The sequence below is a fragment of the Halomicrobium sp. HArcel3 genome (genome assembly GCF_058933135.1).
In genome coordinates this window covers 19,228-43,941 of the sequence record NZ_JBZYDN010000007.1, presented here as the reverse complement: position 1 = coordinate 43,941, position 24,714 = coordinate 19,228, and the positions used below count along the sequence as shown (strand labels likewise).

The 24,714-nt window shown below is 67.4% G+C and carries 22 protein-coding genes, 1 tRNA gene and 1 pseudogene; 13 read left to right on the top strand and 11 right to left on the bottom strand.

Annotated features, from left to right (window positions below; genetic code table 11):
- Positions 1–46: 46 nt before the first annotated feature.
- Complete coding sequence (locus AC5FRV_RS16140; RefSeq protein ID WP_493562116.1) at positions 47–1,348, bottom strand: MgtC/SapB family protein; 1,302 nt, start codon at positions 1,346–1,348, stop codon at positions 47–49.
- 52 nt (positions 1,349–1,400) lie between these two features.
- Here AC5FRV_RS16140 and AC5FRV_RS16135 point away from each other — a divergent pair, with 52 nt between their 5' ends.
- Positions 1,401–2,627: an AI-2E family transporter gene (locus tag AC5FRV_RS16135; RefSeq protein ID WP_493562115.1), complete on the top strand. Its 1,227-nt coding sequence runs from the start codon at positions 1,401–1,403 to the stop codon at positions 2,625–2,627.
- A gap of 54 nt (positions 2,628–2,681) precedes the next feature.
- Here the strand turns inward: AC5FRV_RS16135 and AC5FRV_RS16130 are convergent, their stop codons facing one another.
- Positions 2,682–2,957: a PadR family transcriptional regulator gene (locus AC5FRV_RS16130; RefSeq protein ID WP_089817821.1), complete on the bottom strand. Its 276-nt coding sequence runs from the start codon at positions 2,955–2,957 to the stop codon at positions 2,682–2,684.
- Between the two features lie 214 nt (positions 2,958–3,171).
- Here AC5FRV_RS16130 and AC5FRV_RS16125 point away from each other — a divergent pair, with 214 nt between their 5' ends.
- A complete protein-coding gene (locus AC5FRV_RS16125) occupies positions 3,172–3,462 on the top strand; it encodes an amphi-Trp domain-containing protein (RefSeq protein WP_493562114.1) in 291 nt (96 codons plus the stop codon).
- 254 nt (positions 3,463–3,716) lie between these two features.
- Here the strand turns inward: AC5FRV_RS16125 and AC5FRV_RS16120 are convergent, their stop codons facing one another.
- Complete coding sequence (locus tag AC5FRV_RS16120; RefSeq protein WP_493562113.1) at positions 3,717–3,863, bottom strand: DUF8555 family protein; 147 nt, start codon at positions 3,861–3,863, stop codon at positions 3,717–3,719.
- 59 nt (positions 3,864–3,922) lie between these two features.
- Between AC5FRV_RS16120 and AC5FRV_RS16115 the strand changes: the two genes are divergently transcribed.
- On the top strand, positions 3,923–4,633 hold the full coding sequence (locus AC5FRV_RS16115) for a DUF7117 family protein (protein ID WP_493562112.1): 711 nt from the start codon (positions 3,923–3,925) through the stop codon (positions 4,631–4,633).
- Positions 4,634–4,650: 17 nt separating this feature from the next.
- Here AC5FRV_RS16115 and AC5FRV_RS16110 read toward each other — a convergent pair whose 3' ends face one another.
- Together AC5FRV_RS16110 and AC5FRV_RS16105 are read right to left on the bottom strand one after the other, a co-directional pair.
- Positions 4,651–5,544: a bifunctional methylenetetrahydrofolate dehydrogenase/methenyltetrahydrofolate cyclohydrolase gene (locus AC5FRV_RS16110; RefSeq protein WP_493562111.1), complete on the bottom strand. Its 894-nt coding sequence runs from the start codon at positions 5,542–5,544 to the stop codon at positions 4,651–4,653.
- Between the two features lie 60 nt (positions 5,545–5,604).
- A pseudogene (locus AC5FRV_RS16105) lies at positions 5,605–6,251 on the bottom strand (hypothetical protein).
- A gap of 360 nt (positions 6,252–6,611) precedes the next feature.
- On the opposite strand from AC5FRV_RS16105, the gene AC5FRV_RS16100 reads away from it, so the two are divergent.
- Both AC5FRV_RS16100 and AC5FRV_RS16095 read left to right on the top strand, forming a co-directional pair.
- The gene (locus AC5FRV_RS16100) at positions 6,612–8,699 is read left to right on the top strand and encodes a bacterio-opsin activator domain-containing protein (RefSeq protein WP_493562110.1); all 2,088 of its coding nucleotides are present in this window, start codon (positions 6,612–6,614) and stop codon (positions 8,697–8,699) included.
- Positions 8,700–8,839: 140 nt separating this feature from the next.
- Positions 8,840–9,109: a HalOD1 output domain-containing protein gene (locus AC5FRV_RS16095; protein ID WP_493562109.1), complete on the top strand. Its 270-nt coding sequence runs from the start codon at positions 8,840–8,842 to the stop codon at positions 9,107–9,109.
- Between the two features lie 78 nt (positions 9,110–9,187).
- Here AC5FRV_RS16095 and glyA read toward each other — a convergent pair whose 3' ends face one another.
- Positions 9,188–10,435: a serine hydroxymethyltransferase gene (glyA, locus tag AC5FRV_RS16090; protein ID WP_493562108.1), complete on the bottom strand. Its 1,248-nt coding sequence runs from the start codon at positions 10,433–10,435 to the stop codon at positions 9,188–9,190.
- 133 nt (positions 10,436–10,568) lie between these two features.
- On the opposite strand from glyA, the gene AC5FRV_RS16085 reads away from it, so the two are divergent.
- From AC5FRV_RS16085 to AC5FRV_RS16070, 4 genes are all read left to right on the top strand, one after another.
- Positions 10,569–12,674 (top strand): hypothetical protein, encoded by a 2,106-nt coding sequence (locus AC5FRV_RS16085; RefSeq protein WP_493562107.1) that lies wholly within the window; start codon positions 10,569–10,571, stop codon positions 12,672–12,674.
- 227 nt (positions 12,675–12,901) lie between these two features.
- The gene (tbsP, locus tag AC5FRV_RS16080; protein WP_493562268.1) at positions 12,902–13,720 is read left to right on the top strand and encodes a transcriptional regulator TbsP; all 819 of its coding nucleotides are present in this window, start codon (positions 12,902–12,904) and stop codon (positions 13,718–13,720) included.
- 33 nt (positions 13,721–13,753) lie between these two features.
- Positions 13,754–15,502, top strand: coding sequence for a YcaO-like family protein (locus tag AC5FRV_RS16075; RefSeq protein WP_493562106.1), 1,749 nt, complete (start codon positions 13,754–13,756; stop codon positions 15,500–15,502).
- Between the two features lie 127 nt (positions 15,503–15,629).
- Positions 15,630–15,794: a hypothetical protein gene (locus AC5FRV_RS16070; protein WP_177227573.1), complete on the top strand. Its 165-nt coding sequence runs from the start codon at positions 15,630–15,632 to the stop codon at positions 15,792–15,794.
- On the opposite strand, the gene AC5FRV_RS16065 is transcribed toward AC5FRV_RS16070, so the two are convergent.
- From AC5FRV_RS16065 to AC5FRV_RS16055, 3 genes are all read right to left on the bottom strand, one after another.
- Complete coding sequence (locus tag AC5FRV_RS16065; protein ID WP_493562105.1) at positions 15,791–16,951, bottom strand: DUF63 family protein; 1,161 nt, start codon at positions 16,949–16,951, stop codon at positions 15,791–15,793. The genes AC5FRV_RS16070 and AC5FRV_RS16065 overlap by 4 nt on opposite strands.
- Before the next feature lie 110 nt (positions 16,952–17,061).
- Entirely contained in the window at positions 17,062–17,901 is an 840-nt protein-coding gene (locus AC5FRV_RS16060) for an inositol monophosphatase family protein (RefSeq protein WP_493562104.1), read from the bottom strand.
- A gap of 120 nt (positions 17,902–18,021) precedes the next feature.
- The gene (locus AC5FRV_RS16055; protein WP_493562103.1) at positions 18,022–18,225 is read right to left on the bottom strand and encodes a hypothetical protein; all 204 of its coding nucleotides are present in this window, start codon (positions 18,223–18,225) and stop codon (positions 18,022–18,024) included.
- Between the two features lie 110 nt (positions 18,226–18,335).
- On the opposite strand from AC5FRV_RS16055, the gene AC5FRV_RS16050 reads away from it, so the two are divergent.
- Positions 18,336–18,884 carry an NADPH-dependent FMN reductase gene (locus AC5FRV_RS16050; protein ID WP_493562102.1) on the top strand — a complete coding sequence of 183 codons (549 nt, stop codon included), beginning with the start codon at positions 18,336–18,338 and terminating at the stop codon, positions 18,882–18,884.
- Between the two features lie 341 nt (positions 18,885–19,225).
- On the opposite strand, the gene AC5FRV_RS16045 is transcribed toward AC5FRV_RS16050, so the two are convergent.
- Together AC5FRV_RS16045 and AC5FRV_RS16040 are read right to left on the bottom strand one after the other, a co-directional pair.
- Positions 19,226–19,309 (bottom strand) — tRNA-Leu (locus AC5FRV_RS16045).
- Positions 19,310–19,366: 57 nt separating this feature from the next.
- On the bottom strand, positions 19,367–20,167 hold the full coding sequence (locus AC5FRV_RS16040; protein ID WP_493562101.1) for a formate/nitrite transporter family protein: 801 nt from the start codon (positions 20,165–20,167) through the stop codon (positions 19,367–19,369).
- 91 nt (positions 20,168–20,258) lie between these two features.
- Here AC5FRV_RS16040 and AC5FRV_RS16035 point away from each other — a divergent pair, with 91 nt between their 5' ends.
- The 3 genes from AC5FRV_RS16035 to AC5FRV_RS16025 all read left to right on the top strand — a co-directional run bounded on the left by AC5FRV_RS16035 (position 20,259) and on the right by AC5FRV_RS16025 (position 24,629).
- Positions 20,259–20,738, top strand: coding sequence for a DUF309 domain-containing protein (locus tag AC5FRV_RS16035; protein ID WP_493562100.1), 480 nt, complete (start codon positions 20,259–20,261; stop codon positions 20,736–20,738).
- Positions 20,739–20,882: 144 nt separating this feature from the next.
- Complete coding sequence (locus AC5FRV_RS16030; protein WP_493562099.1) at positions 20,883–23,681, top strand: PAS domain-containing sensor histidine kinase; 2,799 nt, start codon at positions 20,883–20,885, stop codon at positions 23,679–23,681.
- 147 nt (positions 23,682–23,828) lie between these two features.
- A complete protein-coding gene (locus AC5FRV_RS16025; RefSeq protein ID WP_493562098.1) occupies positions 23,829–24,629 on the top strand; it encodes a M14 family metallopeptidase in 801 nt (266 codons plus the stop codon).
- Positions 24,630–24,714 lie beyond the last annotated feature (85 nt).

Here is a 24,714-nt window from a genome sequence, read left to right as displayed (position 1 = left end):
CTCTCGTCGCCCGGCGATGGAACGGCGCGATCGATTCGAGGGATGCTCAGACCGTGACCACGACCGTCACCGCAGTCGCGGCGCCCAGCAGCGCCAGACTCCAGACGGCGACGCGGTAGGCGAACCCGCGGTTGGGACTCGCGAGCGTCAGGCCGGCCTTCACGACGATGCTCGCGGCCGTGGCGAGGAGGACGGCGATGGTCGCCTCGTCGGCACCGATAGCGCCACCGCGGTAGAGCACGACAGCGGTGGTGGTCGCGCCGGCGCTGGAGACCAGCCCGGACAGTGCCGACGTCACGTAGAGGCCGGCGGAGCCGAACTCGGCCCGCGCCACGGTGCCGGCGACGAGCACGACGAGGAAGATGGCGCCGAAGACGAGGGCGTTCCGGAGTGAGAACGGGCTATCGAGGTCGATGTCGACCTCCTGGGACCAGTCCGCGGTGTAGGCGGCGACGGCGAAGCTCCCGACGATGACGGCGCCGAGCGGGACGACGGCCTCGAAGAGGACGCCCCGCTGGACGGTGAAGGCGACGGCGATGGCGAGGTTCCGGAGCGCCATCGCCGCGTCGGCCAGCAGGATGGCCGCGACGGCGTACGAGACGGCCTCCGGTCGCTGTTTGACCTGGTCCAGCATCGTCCCGACGACGGCCGTCGAGGACGCCAGCCCGCCGAAGAAGCCAGTGACGGCGACGCCACGACCGCCGTAGGACTGGACGACGGCGTAGTTGACGATACCGATGCCAGCGACGGTGACGACCAGCAGCCAGACGATGCGGAGTTCGAGCGCGAGCGAGAGCGAGGCGACGGAGACGTCCAGGGGCTCGGCGGGCAACAGCGGGTAGACGACGAACGCCAGGATGGCGAACTCGGTCGCCGACCGCAGTTCCTCGTGTGTGAGGTCCCACGCGAAACTGTGGAGTTCCCGCTTGAGGACGAGCAACAGCGAGGAGAGCACGGCAACGGTGACGCCTTCGAGGACGTAGCCGTCGGCGACGAGCGCGCCGACGCCGTAGGCGACGAGCATCGAGACGGACGTCGTCAGTGAGAGCCCTTCCTGCTCGTCGATGAGTCCCTCGACGCCGAGGAACACGCCGAGGACGACGACCAGGAGCTCGCCGACGGCGAGCAGTAACTCGCTGCCGACCGTCGTGAAGACGGCCGCGAGGAGGCTCACGAGCGAGAAGGTTCGGATGCCGGCGGACTTCTGGGACCACTCGCGTTCGAGGCCGAGGAAGAGGCCCAGGGCGCCGGCGAGGACGAGACGCTCGACGGCGGATTCGAGCGCCAGGGAGCCGAGTTGGCCGAGAACGGTCACTGGTGGATAGTAGGCGGCCCCGGCATAAACCATTCCGTCATTCCGCAGCAGGAACATTTTTGTATCCCGCTGGACTGTTCGGGGTATGGTCCAGTTCGAACTGGATATCAACTGGCCACGAACGATCTGGATCGTCTTCGGGCTCGTGCTGGCCGGAGCGATCGTCTTCGTCCTCCACTCGTTCGTCGGCACGTTCGTCTTCGGACTCTTCCTCTACTACGCGACCCGTCGGCTCCACCGCAGGGTCCGCCGTCGGGTCCGGCCGGCGAGTCTGGCAGCCGGCGTCTCACTCACACTGCTCGCGTTGCCGGCGCTCGTCCTGCTCTACTACACCGCGGCCATCGCCCTGGAGGAACTCGCCAGGGCCACGGACCGACTGAACGACGTGGAAACCCAGGCCCAGATCGGTCCCTACCTCGACGTCGTGGAACCGTACGTCGAACTCTCCACGGTCGTCCAGGACCCGACGGCGGTCCTGACGGACGCCGGTGGTCTCGGCGCGCTCTCCGAGACGCTGACCGCTGCACTGGGCTACATCGGAATCGTCGGAACAGGGCTCCTCCACCTGTTCGTCATGTGTGCGCTCGCGTTCTACCTGCTTCGTGACGGGCCGCAACTCGCGCGGTGGGGAACGACCTTCACCGACAGACGCGGCGTCCTCGACCACTACTTCCGCGAAGTCGACAAGAGCCTCGACAAGGTGTTCTACGGCAACATCCTCAACGCGGTCATCACCGGGACTGTCGGCGCCATCGCGTTCAGCCTGCTGAACCTCGCGCCAGCCCCGTTCAACGTCCCCTATCCGGCGCTGACTGGACTTCTGGCCGGCGTCGCCAGCCTGATCCCCATCGTCGGAATGAAACTGGTCTACGTCCCGCTCGCGATCTACCTCGCTGGCCTCGCCGCAGTGAACGGCGATGGCTGGTGGTTCGTGGGCCTGTTCGTCGCCGTCGCGTTCGCCGTCGTGGACGTCATTCCCGACCTGGTCGTCCGCCCGTACGTCTCCGGGGGAAGCCTCCACGTCGGCGCGCTCATGTTCGCGTACATCCTCGGCCCGCTGCTGTTCGGCTGGTACGGCATCTTCCTGGGGCCGATGCTCCTCGTGCTGGTCGTCCACTTCGTCAGAATCGTCCTGCCGGAACTCCTGACCGGGACGCCGATAGAACCGTACTCGGTGGATCCGACGCACGTCGTCGACGGTCCCGTCGACGATCCGGAACCCGCTTCGTCGGGGTCCGCCGACGTCTCGCCGCCCGGGGCGGCGGCCGGTGACGGGATGCCCGCGGACGACGTCGGCCCGACGACTGATTAGCGGGTACAGACGGACGTAATACGGGCATCGGCGCGTTCGACCGCGACCGCGCGGTTACGCCTCGACGTACTGGTTCTCCCAGTCCCGACGAGCCTCGATTTCACGGCTCCCCCGACGGGTCATGCTGTAGAAGTTCGTCCGGCGGTCGCGCTGGCCCTTCTCTACGAGTCCCTTGTCTACGAGCGTGTCGAGGTTGGGATACAGTCGGCCGTGGTGGATCTCCTTCTCGTAGTAGTCTTCGAGTTCTTCCTTGATGGCGAGCCCGTGGGGTTCTTCTTCGCCAGCGATGACGTACAGCAAGTCACGCTGGAAACCTGTCAAGTCGTACATCGGTAATGTCTACACGCCCGTTACTGTCGGAATTGCATAAGTATGTCGGATTGGTGGGGAGATTCCGGCGGCTGAACCAGTACGTCCCGCAGAAACTGGTTGCTGGATAGATAACTATGCTGATGATAGTACGCGTTTCGTCACATCATTGACCAGTCATAACCGCTGGGGTTCACGACGAAAAACGTATCATCGTACCGATCGAACGGAGGGTATGCCCGAAGAAATTCTCTTCGAGAGCGAACAGCAGCTGGACCGCGACGCAGTGGCGTCGTACCTCCGGACGATCGCCGACCGACTCGAGGACGGCGATCCCGTCTCGCTGGAGTCGGGTGCAGACTCCCTCTCCGTGACGGTCCCGCCGACCGTCGAGTTCGAGGTCAAGGTCGAACGAGAGGGACCCGCCGACGGCCCGACGGATATCGGGTTCGAACTCGAGATGGAGTGGGACGAGAACGCAAGCGGGGAGGGCGACGAGCGCGGCGGCGGACTCAGTATAGAGTAGTCTCGTGGCTCGAGCCGTTTCGGCTCGACGTCCGGAAAACAGACGGAGATTCGACTCGTCGTCGATAGTTCCTCGAAAGTGGTAAGCGAGTCGCGTGGGGAAAAGCCCACGCGACCGCTTGCCGCCCTGAATTGGTCCCCGCTGACGCTTCGGCCCTCCAAGCGAAGCGTCAATTGAAAGGTGGTATGTGAGTCACTTAAAAGTACCGGCAGCAGACAGAAACGGTCGAACAGCTGATAGTGGTGGTACGCTCCTCAGATGTGCTCCTCCTCCAGGACCCATCCCAGGGCGCGCCGGTAGTGCGTGAACAGCATCCGGACGCGGTCGTGGCGCATCTCCTCGCTCTCCAGTTGCTCACAGCAGAACTCGTACTGGTCGCGTATCTCGTCTTCCGTGCGCATGGGTCCCGGTTCGGGCCGGCGACAGAACTATCTTGAGGCGCTGGCCCACAGGTCCACCTATGAAAGTTCGCGGCCGCCGGGAGTGCAAGGAGTGTGAGACGCGGTGGTCCTACTACGAGACGGCGAGCGTCCACTGTCCGAACTGCGGGTCGATGAAGAGCGTCGGCGTCGACGACCGGACGCGACACACCGACTCGCCGACCAGCTTCGACCTGACGCCGGTCCGGAACCGGATCGACGAGGCCCCCCTGCGCGACGTCGCCGGCGCGGCGGTGGACCTGGTCAGGGAGTACGTCCGCGAGCGCGGCTTCGTCGACGCGGGCGAGTTGCTCCCCCTCGACGACACCTTCGTCGCGGCGACGGAACTCCGCCACGTCGGCGCGGAACTCTCCCGCGAACTCCGCCGGACCGAGGCCGAGGAGCTGTACTTCCTGGACCTGTTGGCCGGCGCCGACGGAGGTGAGCGTCCGCCGGCCGAGGAAGTCCCCGACGCCTTCCGGAGTGCGCACGGGCTCGCGATGGCCGACGCCGTCGGGGACTACCAGCGTGACCTGCGAACGTACCTGGACGAGCATCCCCACCCAGAGGCTCGCTCGATCTCCGGGAGCGTTCGTGACCACCGAAAGCGAATCGAGGCGCTGGACGGCGACGTCGACCCCAAGGACGCCGAGCGCCTCCTGCACGCGGCGCGAGACGTCGGCAAGTACCTGATCTCCGGCGAGGAGAGCGCGCTCGTGACGGCGGACAACTGGCTCCAGGGGATCGAATAAAAGAGCCGGTCTGCTTCTCAGGGTAGTTCGACGTCGACGCCGGACTGCAGGCCTGCAGCCTTGACTGTATTATAGAGCAACATCGCCCTGGTCATCGGGCCGACGCCGCCGGGGACGGGCGTGATGGCGCCGGCCGTCTCTTTGGCGCTCTCGAAGTCGACGTCGCCGACCAGTTCGTACCCCTTGTCGTTGTCCGCCTCGACGCGGTTCACGCCGACGTCGATGACCGTCGCGCCCTCGCCGATCATGTCTCCGTCGATCAGTTCGGGGACGCCGGCCGCAGCGATTACGATGTCCGCGTTCCGCGTCTTCTCGGCCGTGTCCTCGGTGCGGGAGTGACACACCGTCACCGTCGCGTTCCCGCCGTCGGCCTTCTGGAGCAGGAGGTTCGCCATCGGCTTGCCGACGATGTTCGACCGGCCGACGACGACGGCGTCTTTCCCCTCGGTGTCGACGCCCGCCGATTCGAGCAGCTTCTGGATACCGTGTGGTGTGCAGGGCTTGTACCGGGCGTCGCCGGCGACGAGTCGGCCGACGTTCGTCGGGTGGAAGCCGTCGACGTCCTTCTCGGGGTCGATGCGTTCGAGCACGTCCCGGTCGTCGACGTGGTCCGGGACGGGCATCTGGACGAGGATGCCGTGGACGGCGTCGTCGGCGTTCAGTTCGTCGATAGTGTCGTACAGTTCCTCGGCGGGTGCGTCCGGGTCGATGTCGACGTCGACGGCGTCGATGCCGACCTCCTCGCAGTCGCGCTGTTTCATCGAGACGTACGTCTCGCTGGCGGGGTCGTCGCTCATCAGCACCGTCGCGAGCGAGGGCCGGACGCCGGCGTCGTCGAGCGTCTCGATCGCGTCGCCGAGATCGTCGCGCACGTCCTGGGCCACCGCGTCACCGTCGATGATGTCGGTCATTACCGGAACAGGCGATTCGGTGACCCTTCAACGTCCCGGATCAGTGACCGACAGTGCGAATCATTCGGGACAGTCCGCTTCGGTGAACGACCTGGGCTCGCTCCCCTGGGTCTCGGCTGCGGTGGTCCCCGAATCGACGTTCACGAGCATCGCCTGCCCGCCGTACTCGTGGGTCTGGTCGTGTCCGCGCACGACGACGCAGGCGTGCTCGCCGGGCACCTCGACTTCCGCCGACCGCGTAAACTCCTGGGTCCCGTGGGCGTGGGCGAGTTCGCGCCGCCCGAGTCGCGTCCCGTCGAGGGCCTCGACCTGCCACCAGTTCGCGTAGCCGTCCTCACCGTCGTCGTCCTCAGAAATCTTCGATTTCTGATGGGCTGCGAAAATCGCGAACGCGATTTTCGAACGTCGTGAATCAGAGTGACGTCGAATCGGTATCGGTCGCCATCGACCGTTTCGACGGACACCCCGACGACGTTGGCTTCCCTGCGGTCCAGGTCCGTCGAGGACGTCTCGGGCTCCGTCTCCGTATCGACTCCGGCGGGATCGGTGTCGTCACCGGTCTCGGGCTCGCCCTCGGCGTCTGCGTCGGTACCGCCGCCAGATTCAGTCGCCGTCTCTCGACTCTCTGGCTGACCGCATCCGGCGACGGACGCGGCGGTGGCGGCGGTTGTCGTCAGGAACGCCCGCCGTCCGTGCGTGGCTGTCATGGGCGTGGAAACGACCCGCGGGCAGAAAAGCGTCGGCGGCGTCACCGGCGGATCCGATCGGTACCCCACCGGTTCGTGCTGGACCTGCCAGCCCGCGTTCGATCAGGCGTCGTCGACTGGGGACGAACCCTGGCGTCTCTGACGAGCAAGCCGGCCATACACCGCCAGTGAGTGACCCGTACCGCGCAAACCGAGTATTTGACTGTCGGGCTATTACCCGTCGCAAACCGCCCCGGCGCTGCCGTGGACGCCGGACAGCTATCCATGTCTTCACCACTACTGCAGCCACTGACGGTCCTCCTCGTGTCGTCGAGTGGGCTGCTACCGGGAAGCGATCGGTCGCTTGACGACGCTGATCCGATGATCGACGCCGAGGTCTGCGATTCCGCCGACAGGGCAATCGACCGGATCGGAGCGAACGAAGACGACGACCGGATCGACGCGGTCGTCTGCGGACACGACCCGCCGGCAGTCGACGCCGTCGAGTTCGTCACGGCCCTCCGGGAGCGTCACCGCGAGTTGCCGGTGATAGTGATGCCGGCCAGAGAGGCTCCGGACTGTGCCGAAGCGGCGCTGACGGCAGGCGCGACCGACGTCGTCCAGGCGCCGCCGTCGTCGGTCTCGCCGCCGGTGCTCGCCAACCGGATTCGTCAGTTCGTCCGGCCTGCCGGTACCGCTGACGAATCGCCGAACGGGGCGACGGCGGCCGAATCACACCCCGAGGCCGCAAGCGAGGATGCGCCGACGGACGACCACATCTCGGTCCTCTCCGGAGCCGTCCGGGAGATACGCCACGCAGAGGAGCGGGACGCCGTCGCGACGGTCATCTCGGACGCAGTGGCCGCGGTCCTCGACGCGCCCGGCGTCGCCGTCTTCCTGTTCGACGACCGCGACAACCTCCTGCGCCCGGCGGCGATGACGGACGAGATGTGCGAGTACTACGGCGGCGAGACGGTGTTCGGCCCCGGCAAGCCCGACTCCATCACCTGGCAGGTGTTCGTCACGGGCGACTCGCCGCTGTTCGACGACCTCAGGGAGTCGGAGGCGTGCGTCAACGAGGACACCGACGCCAGAAGCAGCGTCTTCGTCCCCTTCGGCGAACACGGCGTCGTGGTCGCGTCCACGGACTCCGTTGGGACGTTCACCGACCGCTCGCGCGAGGTGATCGAACTGCTCACGACGACCGCCGAGGCGACGCTCGACCGGGTCGAGAGCGCCCAGAACCTGCGACGACGCGACCGGCGTCTCCGGGAGCAGGAGTCACGGCTGGCGCACCTCGAACGGACTGTCGACCTGGTCTCGTCGATCGACCGGGCGCTCGTCGATGCCGAGTCGCGCGAGGACGCCGAGGCGGCCGTGCTGGAGTGCCTGGTCGAGGACGGCGAGTTCGACTTCGCGTGGATCGGCGGCGTCGACGCCAGGACCGGCGAACTCACGCCGCGGGAGTGGACCGACGGGGGCGGACAGTACCTGGACGAGGTGTCGCTGGTCGTCGACGACTGCGACGAACCGTCGTGTCGGACGGCCCGGCAGTGGCAGCCGGTCGCCGAACGGAACGTCGCGGAGACTCTCGACGGCGACGGCTGGGAACGGGACGCCCTCGCGTCCGATTTCCACTCGGTCCTGAGCGTTCCGCTGGTGTACGAAGGGGTCCTGTACGGCGTCCTCTCGGTCTACGCGAACCGACCCGGTGCCGTTACCGAGCCACTCGTCTCGGTCCTCGACGGCGTCGGGGAGACGACGGCCTACGCGATCAACGCCGTCGAACGACGGCGCTCGATGCTGTCGACGGGCGTGACGGAGCTCGAACTCCGTATCGACGGCGCCGACGACGTGCTCAACGTCGTCGCCGAGAGCGTCGGGACGACGGTCGACTGTCTCGAACTGCGGCCGCGGCCAGACGGGTCGACTGCGCTGCGGTTCGCAGCCCCGGACGTCTCCGTCGAGTCGGTCCTGTCGGCGACGTCGGGCCTCGTGGCCGTCGACAGCGTCACCCACGTCGGCGGGAACGGCGCGCACCGCTTCGACGCCGTGGTCGGCGGCGAGATGGTCGGGTCGGTCGTCGCGGCGTCGGGTGGCGTCACGCAGACGGTGACCGCCGACGGCCGTTCTCTCGTCGCGACCGTGACCGTTCCGGACAGTCTCGCCGTCCGCACGTTCCTCGATCGACTGGCGCGACGGTATCCGGACACCGAACTCCTCGCCCGGCGAGAGCGCGAGAGTGCGTCGATGGCACGGGAGCGCTTCCTGCAGCAGCTCGAATCGTCGCTGACCGACCGCCAGCTAGAGGTCCTCCGGACAGCCCACGACCAGGGGTTCTTCCGGTCCCCCCGCGACGCGACCGGGCAGGACGTCGCGGACGCGCTCGGCGTCTCCCAGCCGACTATCAGTCACCACCTCCGCGCCGGGGAGGGGACGCTGTTCTCGCTGCTGTTCGGCGACGAGTGACTGTCCAGGGCGGTCAACGCAGGATGAGTCGTGGAACCGTCTCTCACGGCCGTCTAGCATAATAAGGGCGTGCCGGCTGGCGATTACGTGTATCGAAGGTAACGCTATGCTGGCGTGTCCGCAATCGAACGGTTGTCACGATGAGTTCCCCCGCAACACACGGATTCGTCCAGCAGCAACTCTCGAACCAGCCGAGCGAAGACGTCATTATGGCGGTCTCGCGGCTCTCCGACGTAGACCCGCTCGACTTCGAACAGTGCCTGCACGACGTCGTCGACCCGGACGCGCTCGACAGCCTGACGGAGTGGGGCGACGACGCCGACGTGGGCGTCTCCTTCACGTTCGAATCCTACGCGGTCACCGTCGAGGGCGACCAGCTAGTCGTCGAGGACCGGCAGGCGACCGAGTGACGGCTGCCTTTCGAATCTGTCGTCGTCGATTTCGCTGCTAACTAGCTAGACCGGCAAAAAGTGGAGCGGTCGGTTACGTCAGTCGTACAGCGGGTAGGTGTCGGTGAGATCGTCGACGCGTTCGGCGACCTCGGCGAAGACGTCCTGGTCGTCGGGGGAGTCGACGACTTCGGCGATGAGGTCCGCCACCTCGCGGCAGGCGTCCTCGTCGAAGCCTCGCGTCGTCAGGCCGGGCGTGCCGGCGCGGATGCCCGAGGGGTTGAACGCCGAGCGCGTCTCGCCGGGGACGGTGTTGGCGTTGAGGACGATGCCCGCGTCTTCGAGCGCTTCCTCGACTTCTTTGCCAGTCGTGTCAGGGTGGGAGGGGCGCAGGTCGACGAGCACGAGGTGGTTGTCGGTGCCGCCCGAGACGAGTTCGAGGCCGCGCTCCTGGAGCTGGTCGGCCAGGGCCTTCGCGTTGGCGACGGTCTGTTCGGCGTACGCCTCGAACTCGGGTTCGAGGGCTTCACCGAAGCCGACGGCCTTGCCGGCGACGTTGTGCATGAGGGGACCGCCCTGCATCCCCGGGAAGACGGCGGAGTCGACGTCGTCCGCGTACGCCTCGTCGCACATGATGATGCCGCCGCGGCCGGCGCGGATGGTCTTGTGCGTCGAGCCGGTGACGAAGTCGGCGACGCCGACGGGCGAGCCGTGGACGCCCGCAGCGACCAGCCCGGTGATGTGGGCGATGTCGGCCAGGTGGTAGGCGTCGACGGCGTCGGCCGCCGCCTGGATGGACTCCCACTCGACCTCGCGGGGGTACGCCGAGTAGCCCGAGACGATGATGTCGGGGTCGTACGCCTCGGCCTGCTCGCGGAGGTCGTCGTAGTCGATGTAGCCCGTCTCCGCGTCGACCTCGTACTGCTCCACCTCGTACACCTGGCCGGCGAAGTTGGCCGGGTGGCCGTGGGAGAGGTGGCCGCCGTGGGTCAGGTCCAGCGAGAGGATCTTGTCGCCGGGGTCGAGGACGGCGAGGTAGACGCCCATGTTGGCCTGCGAGCCCGAGTGGGGCTGCACGTTGACGTGGTCTGCGCCGTACAGTTCCTGCGCGCGGTCGATGGCGAGTTGCTCGACTTCGTCGGCGTACTCACAGCCGCCGTAGTAGCGCTCGCCGGGGTAGCCCTCGGCGTACTTGTTCGTCAGCGTCGAGCCCTGGGCCTCGAGCACTGCTTCGCTGACGTGGTTCTCGGAGGCGATCATCGCCAGCGTGTCGTTCTGGCGCTCGACCTCGCCGGTGAGCGCGTCCGCCACTGCCGGGTCCTGGTCCCGGACGTGGTCGTAGTTCATGCCTGCCAGTCGACGCCGGGTCGTCAATAAACTACCTTTCCGTGGAGCAGAGTGCGACGGGATCACACACTGTCGCCGGCCGGTGACCGGCCCTGACCTATGGTATGTGGCAACAATCTGAGTAGCAATAGTTATGGTTCGGGAAAGTAACACGTACGCCTACATGTTCATCAGGGGTGGGCCGGATGCCAACGACTGGGGGGACGGCATCGATGGGCCCAGCGGTGTCGAGATAGACGGACGAGACATCCTCGTCACTATCCGGGACCAGCTGGGGCCGACGAGCGAACCGGACTGGGACCTGGCGCCGTCCGTCGAACGGACGTGTTCCGGGACCGCGCGCAGGCTCGTGGTTCCGGGGCGGGACGTCACCGTCACCGACGTCGAACTGGGGACGCAGTACCCCATCAACTCGCCGACGGAACTCCCGACTGGCGAGTTCCGACTCACGAGCAGGGGCTCCCGGGGTATCACCGAGCAGAACAGACCCGCGACGGTCCACGTCCGGTTCGACGGTCCCGCGTCGGTCAAACCGAACAACGGATCGGCCGTTCTCTCGTTCTGGGAGCGCACGCAGGTCACCGTGGGTCACGAGACCAGCGGGTCGTCGTTTCCGGCGCAGATGACCGTCGAGCCCACGGTGCGAGGCGTGGCGAGCGCCGTTTCACACCTCTCCGCGGCCCACCACACCACCGGGCCGGCCCGCTCGCACCCTGGATTCCGCGACCATCCACCGCTCGTTCGCATCGGGGAGGAGACGGAGATCCCCTCGGCCGTCCGCGAGGACACGCCGGACGCAGGCCTCGCCGTCCACGTCCCGGAATCGCTCGACGCCCTGTTCGTGGCCGCGCCGCTGGCGTACTACCTCGGCGCCCACGTCTTCGTCGACGACGCCAGGGACGCCCCGCGACTGACGTCGCCGGAGGCGGACGTCGACTACCAGTTCGACCCGCTCCCGGCGTTCCAGCACCAGTGCGCGCAGCTTCTCAGGCGCGTGTTCTTCCTCGACTGCCAGGTCCGCCGCGTCGCCTCGTGTCGCGACCGGGCGCTGCGGCGACTCCAGAGCCAGTTCGGGCTCGACCCGGCCGCCGTCCAGTCGGGCCGTCCCGCCGAGCGGCTGGCACACTACCTCGACGTGCCGCCTCGCGAACTGGACCCCGAGTTACCCGACTGGCACCTGACGACGTACGTCTCCCCCGAGCCCCATCACGCGCGCAGTCTCCCGTACCTGCTGGACCGACTCAGCCTCGTCTACCTCCCGCAGGCGTCCACGCTCGAACGGAGCGACCTGCTCCAGAGCACGCTGAACGACGCGTACCCGGTCCGCGGCGCGGCGACCCCGCCCGACGTCGTCCAGCCGACGCTTCAGGCGGGTCACGTCCACGCCTGGCTCGCGTCGGGGACGCCCATCGACGCGTTCAAGACGTCGACGCGGGCCTTCGAGAACCAGTTCCAGTACCAGGACCGGACGAACGACCGACTCCGGGTGTCGGTCGTGCTGAACGACGACAGGATGGCTGACGAACACGGAACCGTCTCGGACATCTACCGGGACCGGGCGGCGAACCTCCCGATCGACGTGACGGTCCGCGAACGCCTCCCGCGGGGCGACCTCGCGGACGTCTTCGAGTCGGCGAACGACTTCGTCCACTACATCGGCCACTGCGACGACGAGGGGCTCCGGTGTCCCGATGGAAACCTCGACGTCGCGGATCTTTCCACCTCGCGCACGCAGATGTTCTTCCTCAACGCCTGTGGCTCCTACGAACAGGGGCTGGAACTGGTAGAGCAGGGGTCGGTTACCGGCGCAGTGACGTTCAGAACTGTCCTCGACGGCCAGGCGGCCCGGGTCGGGACGGCCTTCGCGCGCCTGCTCGTCCACGGATTCAGCTTCGAGCGCGCGCTCTCGCTCGCCCGGCGCCGCATCCTCATGGGCAAGGACTACGCCGTCGTCGGCGACGGCACCTACGCCCTGCTGCCCAGCCCGAAACAGCCGGCAGTCGTGTGGATACGGGAGGCGTCCGACGACGAGTTCGTCGTCCGGTGTGAGGTCGTCAACGCCCGGTCGAACGGCGCGCGCTACCGGCTTCCCTTCGGCGAGACGCCGGTGCTGAACGGGTCAACGACGGAGTTCCGACTCTCCCGGGAGGAACTGGCGACGGCGCTCACGGAGACGTCGGTTCCTGTCGTCTACGACGACGACGTCCACTGGTCGGGCGAACTCGTCGACCGGCTCTGAGACTGCCGGACGGTCGTCGTCGTGGCACATTTTCTGTGCCGCGTCGCGAACTGTCTGAAACAGCTACGTTCGTCAGTGGGAGTCTCGCCGGGCGAAGATTTGTGGTTTTCTCGACCTCTCACAATATTTACTCACCCCCTTCAGTGACTCTTCTCTATCAGCTGACGAATTCAACTCGATATGGCCAGTAAAATTAAATATCTTTATTCGCTACTAACTACTAGATGATTCGATCGAATTTGCTCGAAGACGACGTCGGTTCCGTACTATCGACAGCGCTGGCAGACCTCTCGGGAACGATTTACGTCGTCAATCCGTCTCGTGACTCCATCTCTGAACTGGTCACTGTACTGACCGAAAGCGAGGACCCACCGGACGTCCGCCTCCTGGCCGACGACGCGCTCCTCAAGGAAGTGATGGACGACTTCATCGTCGCGAGCAAGGCGGCGGACCTGGTCGACGCCGGCCACCTCGCGCTCGAAGTCCTCGACCACGCGCCGAATCACTCGCTGATCGCCACCGAGGATACGACCATCTCGATCGTCTCCGTCGGCAACAGCGTCGCCGGGCTCGCCACCGAGGAGTCGGCGTTCGTCGACGACGTCGCCGACTACTACGAGAGCGAGTGGGACCGGGCCGAACAGTACTCGCTCCGGACGCCGCCGCTCGCCCGCGTCCGTGAGACGCTCGAATCCGACATCGGACCGGACGCCGCGGGCGACTTCGACGCCGTGCTCTCGTCGCTCCAGACGGCCCGTGGGGACGGCGACGGACTCGACGAAGTGACCATCAGCCTCCTCGTCGCCGCGCGCAACGGCGAACTGCTGTACGACATCAGCAAGTGGGGCGAGGACATCGGCCTCGCCAGCAAGGCCACCTTCTCCCGGACGAAGACGACCCTCGAGGACATGGGGCTCATCGACACCGAGAAGGTCCCCATCGACGTCGGCCGTCCGCGCCTGCGCCTGATGCTCGGTGACGAGCGCCTCGAAGACGCCAGCACGGACGAACTCGCGAGCGTCGCCCAGAGCCTGCTCGCCTCCTAGGCCTTTTTCCCCCGCGTCGTCGTTGCTCACGGCATGTGCCCAGCCGTCGCTGTCGTGGGGAGCGGCCCCGCCGCCGACGCCGCCGTCGCCACGCTGCACCAGTACGCGGAGCGGGAGCCTGACGAGGCCGACCCGTCCGTCGTCGTCACACGTCCCGAGATAGCCGAATTCGACGACGCGGACCTCGTCGTCGTCGTCGACCGGGTCGGGGCGTCGGCGTTCGCCGACGCGAACCGGTCCGCCATCGAGTCCGACACGCCCTGGATCGCAGTCGAACTCGGCGGGATCGGCGGCGTTCCCGTGACGACCGCGGCCGTCACCGGCTTCGACCGAGACGGCGCGTGCTACGACTGCCTCGCAGAGCGGGTCGCGGCCAACGTCGACGAGGAGACCGACCCGGTCGGCGCAGTCGACGCCGAGAAACAGTACGTCGCGGGCGCCATCGCCGGCGAGGCGGCGGTCACCGTCGTCCGCGGCGAGTCAGACGGGGCTGTGCTCGGTCGCGTCACCGAGATTCCCCACGCAAAGCGGCGGCTTCTTCCGGTCCCGGGCTGTCACTGCGGCGGGGACCGCGACCTGACCGTTCGCCGCGACTACGAGGCCGTCTCCGTCGAGGAGGCCCTGGGTCGCGCCGAACGGGGGCTCGACGACCGCGTCGGCATCACCACCCAGGTCGGCGAGGTGGAGTCGTACCCTGCGCCGTATTACCTGGCGAATCTCTCCGACACGTCGGCGTTCAGCGACGCCACCGCGCCGCGCCAGGCCGCGGGCGTCGCGGTCGACTGGGACGCCGCCTTCATGAAGGCGCTCGGCGAGTCCTACGAGCGCTACGCGGCAGGCGTCTACCGCTCCGCCGACGCGCAGACGGCCCCGGCGACCGACCTCGACAGCTGCGTCCCGCCGTCGTCGTTCGTCACGCCCGAAGAACTCTCCTGGGACGCCGGGACCGAGACGGAGTGGGTCCCCGCGAGTAACCTCACCACCGACGGGTCGACGCACGTCCCGGCGGACCTTGTCTTCCACCCGCCGCGGAACCGTGCTATTCGGCCGCCGCTGACGACGGGCCTCGGGCTGGGTTCCTCGTCTGTCGGCGCGATGCTGTCCGGGCTGTACGAGGTGGTCGAGCGCGACGCCTCTATGATCGCCTGGTACTCGACGTACGACCCGCTCGGACTGGCAGTCGAGGACGCGGAATTCCAGACGCTCGCGGCGCGGGCCGGGGCCGAGGGACTGGACGTGACGACGCTCCTGCTCACACAGGACGTCGACGTTCCCGTAGTTGCGGTGGCGGTCCACCGAGACGAGTGGCCGAAGCTCGCGCTGGGTTCGTCCGCTCACCTGGACCCCCACGAAGCAGCCCGCGGCGCGCTGGAAGAGGCCGTCCAGAACTGGATGGAGCTCCGGCGGATGGGCCCCGAACGAGCGGCCGAGGCGGGTGGGGCGATCGGCGAGTACGCCGATCTGCCCGACGCCGGCCAGGAACTCATCGACGTCGACCAGGCCGTCCCCGCGGCGTCGGTCGGACCTGCCGACGTTCCCGAGGGCGAGGCTCACCTCGACGCACTCGTCGACCGGATCAGCGACGCGGGCCTGACGCCGTACGCGACGCGTACCACGACGCGGGACCTCGAATCGATCGACTTCGAGGCCGTGCGCGTCCTCGTCCCGGAGGCCCAGCCGCTCTTCCTCGGCGACCCGTTCTTCGGCGAGCGGGCGCGGACCGTGCCCGCGGACCTCGGGTTCGAGTTCACGCCCGACCGCCCCCACCACCCCTTCCCCTGACTCGCTCCTGCCCACTCGTTCTGCCTTGCCACTCCGCACCCCGACCCGCCACCCTTCCCCATAATCCGTAATTTTATGACACGACCGCGTGAAGATCCATGTGGGTTGGTAGCGCGTGTGCGTTACCGTGAGCGCCGTGATCGAAGAATTCGACCTCCCGTGTGCGGAATGCGGGCACGAACTCGTACGCACTATCGTCGACGACCTGGGGACCGACACCGACGTCACCGTCGCCGACTGTCCGAACTGCGGCAGCCGGTACTATCCGCGAGGGGCGCTCGAACGCCTCTAGATGCCGAAGGTTACTCGCACCATGTCCCGGGTTCCCGGGCCGAGACCGACCGCGGTCACCGCGACGAGCAACAGCAGCGAGTAGCGCGGGCTCTCCTCCATGAACTCGTCAGTGAACAGCCACAGCACGAGCGAGGCGACGACCATCTTCACGACGAGGAACGGCCAGGAGGTGCCGACAACGGCCGAGAGCGACGCCGGCTGGAGGGACTGGGTCACGTCGATGATGAACGCGTTGGCCGGGTGCTTCGGGTAGTAGTTGAAGTTCTCCGGGATGCCGATGTCGTGGATGAAGTCCGCCGAGACGACGTTCGCCACCCCGTCGATGGCGTGGCCCCAGAGGACGAAGAAGCCGACGGCGCCCGTCGCACCGACGACCTCCGGCCACCGGCCCTCGATGGCCCGCCACACGCCGTAGGCGATGGCCGACGCGAGGACGACGGTCACCGCGAGCATCTGCGGGAACAGGTAGACGTACTCCGTCGTCGCACCGAGGTAGGCGAGGTAGGCCATGTTGACCCCGAGCAGCGCGACGCCGACGGTGCCGAGGGCCCGGTAGCTGTCGTCGACGACGCCGCGGTCTTCGAGCACCACCGTCGCGAAGAGGACTGCCAGGGTGAACGCGAACATCACGAAGTAGATGATCGGACTCACGAGGAGCGAGTTCAGCGGGTAACTGATCAGGGGCTCGACCCCGGCGGCGACCGCCTTGTCCGTCGCGTCCTCGACGACCCGGAGCGTCCCGCCGAGGAGCATGAAGGGAACGAGCGGGTAGTAGAGGTCGACGTCACGGGCGAGTCCGTACCGTTCGAGGAAGAAGTACGCGCCGACCAGGAAGAACATCAGCGCGACCACGTAGCCCAGTTCGGAGACGAGCGTGTAGCCCGGCTGAGCGTAGACGGCGCCGCTCGCCTGAGCGGCCGAACACGCGCCCGAGTCGTAGAGAATCTCGACCGTGCCACCCTCGTTGACTGCGCAGTTGGCGGCCTGCGCGTCGGCCGCGACGGGGCCCCAGAAGTACTGCCAGATGAACCTGTCCCAGACGAGTCGCGGGGCGGCCAGCACGCCGACGACGAACGCCCCGAGCAGGGCGACGAACGCCGCCAGCCACGCGCGCAAGGGGTCGACGCCGTCCAGTCGTGCTTCGAGCGTCTGCATGTCCGTGTTGGCATCACCCGCAAGTTTCAGCCTTCCGGTCGTGTGCGGCGCGTGCGCCCGGGCGTTTTCTCGGTGCGTTCTGCCCGGGGGGTGGGACGATCTGTCGAGGGCTATCCGTCGAGGGCCTGCCGCGCCGCTTCGAGGACGACGTCGTGGGCGTTGCCGTTCGAGGCGACGACGCTGTCACTGTCGTGGCGCCACTCGTTCCCGTCGACGTCGGTCACGGTTCCGCCGGCTTTCCGGACCATGTGGACGCCGGCGACGGTGTCCCACGGGCGCATCGGTCGCGTACAGATTGCGGCGTCGAGGCCGCCGTCGGCGACGGCGGCGAGCGTCGTCTGGAACGACCCCACGCGGCGTTCGTCACCGAAGCGCTCGGCGACGGCCTCGAAGAGGTCGACGAACTCGTGGCGCTTCTCCGGGGGCCAGTAGCCCACGGGCGACGCGACGAACGTCTCGGGGTCCTCGCGCTCGCTCACCGACATCGTCGTTCCCTCTCGCTCGGCGCTCTCCGGACCGCCGGCGTAGAGGTCACCCATCGCCGGCATGTACGTCGCGGACCCGACCGCCTCGCCGTCGACGACGGCCGCGACGCTCGTCGTCCACACGCGCGACTGGCGGACGAAGTTCGTCGTGCCGTCGATGGGGTCGACGACCCAGCAGGCGCCGCTGTCGGGGATCTCTTCGACCAGTCGCGCCTCGTCCGCGTCGGCCTCCGGACCGCGCAACACGCCGCTTTCCTCCTCGCAGACGAAGTCGTCGTCGGGGAACTCCTCACGTATCGTCGCCAGCACCTGCTGCTGGGCGTCCCGGTCGGCCTCGGTGACGAGGTCGTTCTTGTCTCGCTTCGTCTGGACGCTGAGGTCCGTCCGGAAGTGTTCCCGGGCGACGGCGCCGCCCGCCCGCGCTGCTCGTTCGGCCATTGCTGCCCGGTGGTGAGCGTCAGTCATACGCCACCCTCGGCCTCGCCCCCTCAAATTCCCGTTGCTTCCGGATCCCGCTTCGTCGGGTTCCGCGCCCTCGCGTCCCGGCCCGCCGGGTCACGCGTCGCCGGATTCCGCGCCGCCGGATCACGTCTCGTCCGCGTTCGCGTCGTCGACGGCCGCCAGGATGGATTCGGCGATGTCGCGGGCCTCGTCCGGCGTATAGAGCGTCTGGTTGCCCACCGACTGCTCGATACGGACGTACCCGTCGTCCGGTTCGATGGCGAAGTACGCGGTGTTCTCGAGCGGTGGAACCTCGGACCGCCGGTCGCCGGCCGTTTCGTTAGCCATGTGAATTGGTACCGCGCGAGGACGCTTAAAGGTCGGTCCGGGTCACCTGGTCGTCGGTGACGGTTCCTGAATCCGCCATAGTAATCGGGCCCCGGCGAATCGTGGGAGGTATGCAACGAGTTCCGACGGTCGTCGCCATCTGCGGGAGCCTCGGCGACCCGAGTACGACCCAGCGTGCGCTCGGCCACGCCATCGACGCGGCGGCGGACGCCGGCGCCGAGACCGAGTTGATCGACCTCCGCGAGTGGGACCTCCCGCTGTTCGACCCCGACGACCGCGACCGTGGCGACGCCGCCGAGCTGCGCAGGGTAGTCGGCGAGGCCGACGCGGTCATCATGGGCACGCCCGTCTACCACGGGATGGTGTCCTCGGCGCTGAAGAACGCCTTCGACTACCTGGGAAAGGACGAGTTCGCGGGCAAAACCGTCGGCCTGCTGGCCACCGCCGGCGGCGGGTCGTACGCCCCGACGCTCGAACACCTGCGCACGGGCGTCCGGACGGTCCACGGCTGGACGCTCCCCCACGAGGTCGGCATTCGGGGGGCCTACGACGCCTTCGACGAGGAGGGCGAGTTCGTCGACCCCGACCTGGCAGCAAGGGTCGAGAAACTGGGCCGGATGGCGACCGAGTACGCCCTCATCGAACCGCAGAGGGTGTGAGAAGTCGTCTGCACAGCTATCTACTGACTCCGTCAGAAGTTTTGCGAGGGAAGAGCGCTCCGAGAGCGTCTTCCGCATCACGGGGGTGGGCCCCGACGATGCGAGGGATGCGATTTGAACGCATGGACCACCGGAAGACGCTTTCTCACTCGCTTCGCTCGTTCGCTCGCGCCTTCCGAGCTCTCGTTCGCTCGCACTGCTCGCTCACGAGAACTCTACAGGAGCGGATCTCGAGTCCGCCGCCGTTTCCAGGCTTGGCTACCCGGTTACTCCGTCAGAAGTTTTGCGAGGGAAGAGCGCTCCGAGAGCGTCTTCCGCATCACGGGGGTGGGCCCCGACGATGCGAGGGATGCGATTTGAACGCATGGACCTCTACAGGAGCGGATCTTGAGTCCGCCGCCGTTTCCAGGCTTGGCTACCCTCGCACGCATAGGAGAGTCACGGGCCGGTTAGCTAAAGAATTCCGACTCGGACCGGGGCGCTCACTCGCCGCCGTCGTCACCGGACTCCCGGGCGCCCATCACCTGGGTGACGTGAGTGAGCGTGACCAGACCGAGTCCGCCCGCGAGGTTGCCGGCGGTGACGACGGCAACGGTGATGGCCAGCGACGCGAGCGAGATTTGCGCGTCGAAGAAGAGGCCGAACACGGCGTGGAGCGCGGTGACGACGACGTGGTCGAAGGGGCCGAGCGAGAGGAGGAACCCGACGGCGTAGGCGAGCCACATCCGACTCGTGACGTCGTCCGCCGCGGCGAGCATGTACGAGAGCAGCGAGACCAGCGCGCCGCCGGCGAAGGCGCTCCCGAAGATCGCCGCGGTGTCGCGGCGGAGCAAGTGTTCCGCGTACCGGGCGAGCGCTTCCGCCGTTCCGGCCGGTAAGGCGCCCTCGAACGAGAGGAACCAGGCGAGTACGACGCCGCCCGCGATGTTCAGGACGAAGGTGACGGTCCACAGTCGGACGAGCGGACCGACCAGCCAGGAGTCGTCCGCGTCGACGGCCTTCGCGACGGGGTCGAAGAAGTTCTCGTTGAATAGCTCCGCCCGACCCACGACCAGGAAGACGACGCCGGGTCCGAACGCGAGCGCGCCCGCAATCGTCGAGAGTTCCGGGACGACGGGGTGGACCGCCGCCTCGACGATGCCGAGGGCGACGATGCCGAAGAGTATCGTGAATCCGGCGATGAAACCCGTCGAGACGAGTTCGACCGTCGTCTGTTCGAGTCGTCGTTCGCCTTCGTCGACGGCGCGGGCGAAAATCTCCGCCGGCGTCGGCGCCACGCTCATGCCGTACGGTTCGGCTGTTCGATGGATAAGCGTTCACCGCCCGAGACCGATTCCCGACGGAGTTACACGCCTCCAGAGCCACGGTCTCACCATGGACGACCACACGCGCGACCCGAGCGTCGACCCGCCGGAGGGGGCTCCGACCGGGTGGCGCGAGGACGGGCGGTGGGAGCACGCGACGCTCCGCCGTGCCGTCGTCCACGGGGTCGCGCTGTACAACGACGGCGCGTACCACGAATCACACGACTGTTTCGAGGACGAATGGTACAACTACGGACGCGGGTCGACGGAGAGCAAGTTCCTCCACGGGATGGTCCAGGTCGCGGCGGGGGCGTACAAGCACTACGACTTCCACGACGACGACGGGATGCGCTCGCTGTTCCGGACGGCACTCCAGTACTTCCAGGGGGTGCCCAGGGACTACTACGGCGTGGACCTGCTAGACGTCCGGACCACGCTGACGAACGCGCTGAACGACCCCGACGTCCTCGACGGCTGGCGAATCGCGGTCGACGGGGCGTATCCGGCCGCCGACCGGGCCGACTACCGGTACGCGAACGCGCTCGACTGACGACGGCGTTCTCGATCGACGACGGGGTCCCGGATCGTCGCGCGGTGCGTTTGGCGACCGGACGCGAGCGCGGTCCTCGAATCCTGACGGCCGCCGTCAGTCACCGACGAGCGGTTTAACTGAGTCGATACGTTTTACTGAGACATGAGTTCACGACCGGGGGCCGCCGACGCGGCGTTCTGGGGGGATGTCGACGACGGTGACGACGACGTCGCGCTCGCGCGGTACCGGACGCTCCTCGACACCATGGACGAGGGCGTCTATCAACTCGACGCCGAGGGGCGCTTCGTCGCGGTCGACGACGTGGTCATCGAGACGACTGGATACTCCCGCGAGGCCCTGCTCGGCGAGCACGTCTCGGTCGTCCTCCTCGACGACGACGTCGAGCGCATTCAGCGGGAGATCGCGACTCTGCTGGCCGCCGACACTCGAGACGTCGCGTCGTTCGAAGTCACTGCCCGGACCGCCGACGGGGGGACGGTGCCGCTCGAACTCCGGATCAGCCTCGTGGTCGAAGACGGCGAGTTCCGGGGGACTATCGGCGTCGCTCGCGACCTGCGCGAGGGCGAACGTGGGCTGGAAGCCGAGCCCGTGGCGTCCGACCGGAGGTCCGCCGGACCGATGGCGGACGTCCTCGACGAGGCGAACATCGGCGTCTTCGTCCTCGACGAGACGTTTCGGGTTGCGTGGGCCGACGAGACCGTCGGGACGTACTTCGGCCTGGACAGCGACGACCTCGTCGGCCGGGACAAGCGGGCGGTCGTGACCGATCAGGTGGCCGACCGGGTCGAGGATTCCGACCGGTTCGCCGAGCGCCTGCTGGCGACGTACGACGACAACAGCGACGTCGAACAGTTCGGGTGCCACGTCACGCCCGGTGAGGACCGGCAAGAGCGGTGGCTCGAACACTACAGCAGGCCGATCGAGTCGGGCCAGTACGCCGGTGGTCGGATCGAACTCTACTACGACGTCACGGAGCGAAAGCGCTCGGCGGACGAGTTACAGGAGACGGAAGCCCGGTTCCACTCGCTCGTCGACGCCGTCGAGGAGTACGCCCTCTTCCGCATGGATCCGGACGGACGCGTCGTCAGCTGGAACGAGGGTGCGAAAGCGATCAAGGGGTACGAGCCCGAAGATATCCTGGGCGAGCACTTCTCGACGTTCTACACCGAGGCCGACAGGGACGCTGGCGTTCCCGAACGGAACCTCCAGCAGGCGACCGAATCGGGGTCGGTCGAGGACGAGGGGTGGCGGGTGCGAAAGGACGGGAGCGAGTTCTGGGCGAACGTGACGATAACGGCCGTCTACGACGACGACGGGACCCATCGGGGATTCGTGAAGGTCACCCGCGACATGACCGATCGGCGCAGACGCGAGCGCGAACTGGAGAGCGAACTCCAGCAGGTGCTCGGCCGTATCTCTGACGCGTTCTACGCAGTCGACGACGACCTTCGGTTCACGCACGTGAACGAGCAGGCCGAGGTACTCCTCCAGCAGTCCGAGGACGAACTGCTCGGGACGCACCTGTGGGACGTGTTCCCTTCGGCGACGGACACGGACGCGGTCCGCGACGCCTTCCGGACGGCGATGGAGTCACAGGCGGCCACCAGTTACGAGACGTACGTCGAGGCGTTCGACTTCTGGGTCGAGGCGAACCTCTACCCCTCCGAGACCGGCATCTCCGTCTACTTCCGTGACGTCACCGAGCGCAAGGAGCGCGAGCGCGAACTCGAACGCCGCGCTCGCCAGCAACACGTGGTGGCGGATCTCGGCCAGTTCGCGCTCGAAGCCGACCACCTCGACGAACTCATGAACGAGGCCACGAGACAGGTCGCCACCGTCCTCGACAACGCGTACGCCAAGGTGCTCGACCTGGACGCCGACCGGCAGGAGTTGCTGGTTCGCCAGGGCGTCGGCTGGGACGAGGGAATCGTCGGTGAGGCCACCGTCGCCGCGGACGACGACTCACAGGCGGGCTACACCCTCCTCTCCGAGGGGCCAGTGGTCGTCGAGGACCTCCCTGCGGAGACGCGGTTCTCCGGCCCGGACCTCCTCACCGACCACGGCGTCAGGAGCGGCATCAGCACGACGATCGGGTCGGTCGACGAGCCGTGGGGGATACTCGGCACCCACGACACCGGGCACCAGCAGTTCTCCCGAGAAGACGTGAAATTCGTCCAGAGCGTCGCCAACGTCCTCGCCGAGGCGATCGAACGGGACCGGTACCAGAGCGAACTCGAGGACCTGGTCGCCGACCTCCAGGAGTCCAACGAGCGCCTCGAACAGTTCGCCTACGCCGCGTCGCACGACCTCCAGGAACCGCTGCGGATGGTCTCGAGTTACCTCCAGCTCATCGAGACCCGGTACGGGGACGAACTCGACGCCGACGGCGAGGAGTTCCTCGAGTACGCCGTCGACGGCGCCGACCGCATGCGCGACATGATCGACGGGTTGCTCCAGTACTCACGGGTGGAGACACAGGGCGACCCCTTCGAGCCGGTGGCCCTGAACGACGTCCTCGACGTCGTCTACGACGACCTGCAGGTCCGGATCGAGGAGAGCGACGCGAACGTCGAGACGACGTCGCTCCCCCGGGTGATGGGCGACCCGAGCCAGTTACGTCAGGTGTTCCAGAACCTCCTGAGTAACGCTATCGAGTACAGTGGGGACGAACCGCCGCGAATCGAGGTCTCGGCGGAACGCGACGGCTCGGACTGGGTCGTCTCCGTCCGGGACCAGGGCGTCGGTATCGACCCCGACGACGCGGACCGGATCTTCGAGGTGTTCCAGCGCCTGCACACCCACGAGGAACACGCCGGGACCGGGATCGGACTCGCCCTCTGTCAACGGATCGTCGAACGGCACGGGGGAGTGATCTGGGTCGACGCAGCGCCCGGGGACGGGGCGACGTTCTCGTTCACGCTGCCGGCGATGGATGCCTGATAGTGGTGGTTGTACGCCCGTCCCGGCGTCCGGCCGAACGCCGACAAAAAGGTACAACCATCACCATGACACGCCGGTCCGGGACCGGTGATTCCGGGTCCGGATCGAAGCGTACCACTCTAATGGATAGCGTCCGAGGCCTCGTACGTGTACGTCGAGCAGCTCGGCACTGGTGATCCAGAGATAGCCGTCGTGGGCGCCATCCACGGCGACGAGCCCTGTGGCGAGCACGCGGTCAGGACGCTGCTGGACGAACGGCCGGCCGTGCAGCGACCGGTGAAGTTCGTCGTCGCCAACGAACTGGCCCGCGACCGGAACGAGCGGTACGTGGAGGAGGACCTCAACCGGGCGTTTCCCGGCGATCCGAACGCGCCGACCCACGAGGGACGTCTCGCGGCCGCCGTCGCCGAGGAACTCCGTGGCTGCACCGTCCTGGGACTGCACTCCACACAGTCCTACGACGGCATGTTCGCGCTCGTCGACGAGATCGGGCCGACGGCACGGTCGATCTGCCCGCGCCTCTCTATCGACGCCGTCGTCGAGACGACCGGCGCGAACGAGGGCCGTATCTACTCGGTCATACCCGAGGCCATCGAGGTGGAGTGTGGCTACCAGGGCTCGGCACAGGCCGCGGAGAACGCCGTGCAGGTGACCCGCGAGTTCCTGGCCGCCACCGGCGCGCTCCCGGACCAGGACGGCTCGCGACAGGCGGACCTCCCCGTCTTTCGCCTCCGGGGACCGATCCCGAAGCGCGCCGCCGACACCTACGACGTCTACGTCTCGAACTTCGAGGAGGTGACCGCCGGCGAGGTGTTCGCCGCCGTCGGCGAGGAGAACGTCGTCGCGGAGGAACCGTTCCACCCCGTGTTGCTCTCATCGGACGGCTACGAGGACGTCTTCGGCTACCGGGCCGAGCGGGTGGGGACGCTCTCGGCCGAGGACCGCTGATTCTTGGGTGCCGACCCCGCTTCTCTCCCAGCCGTTCGAATCGGGATGTTGAATTCATAGACAAGGGGATTGGATAATCGGACTG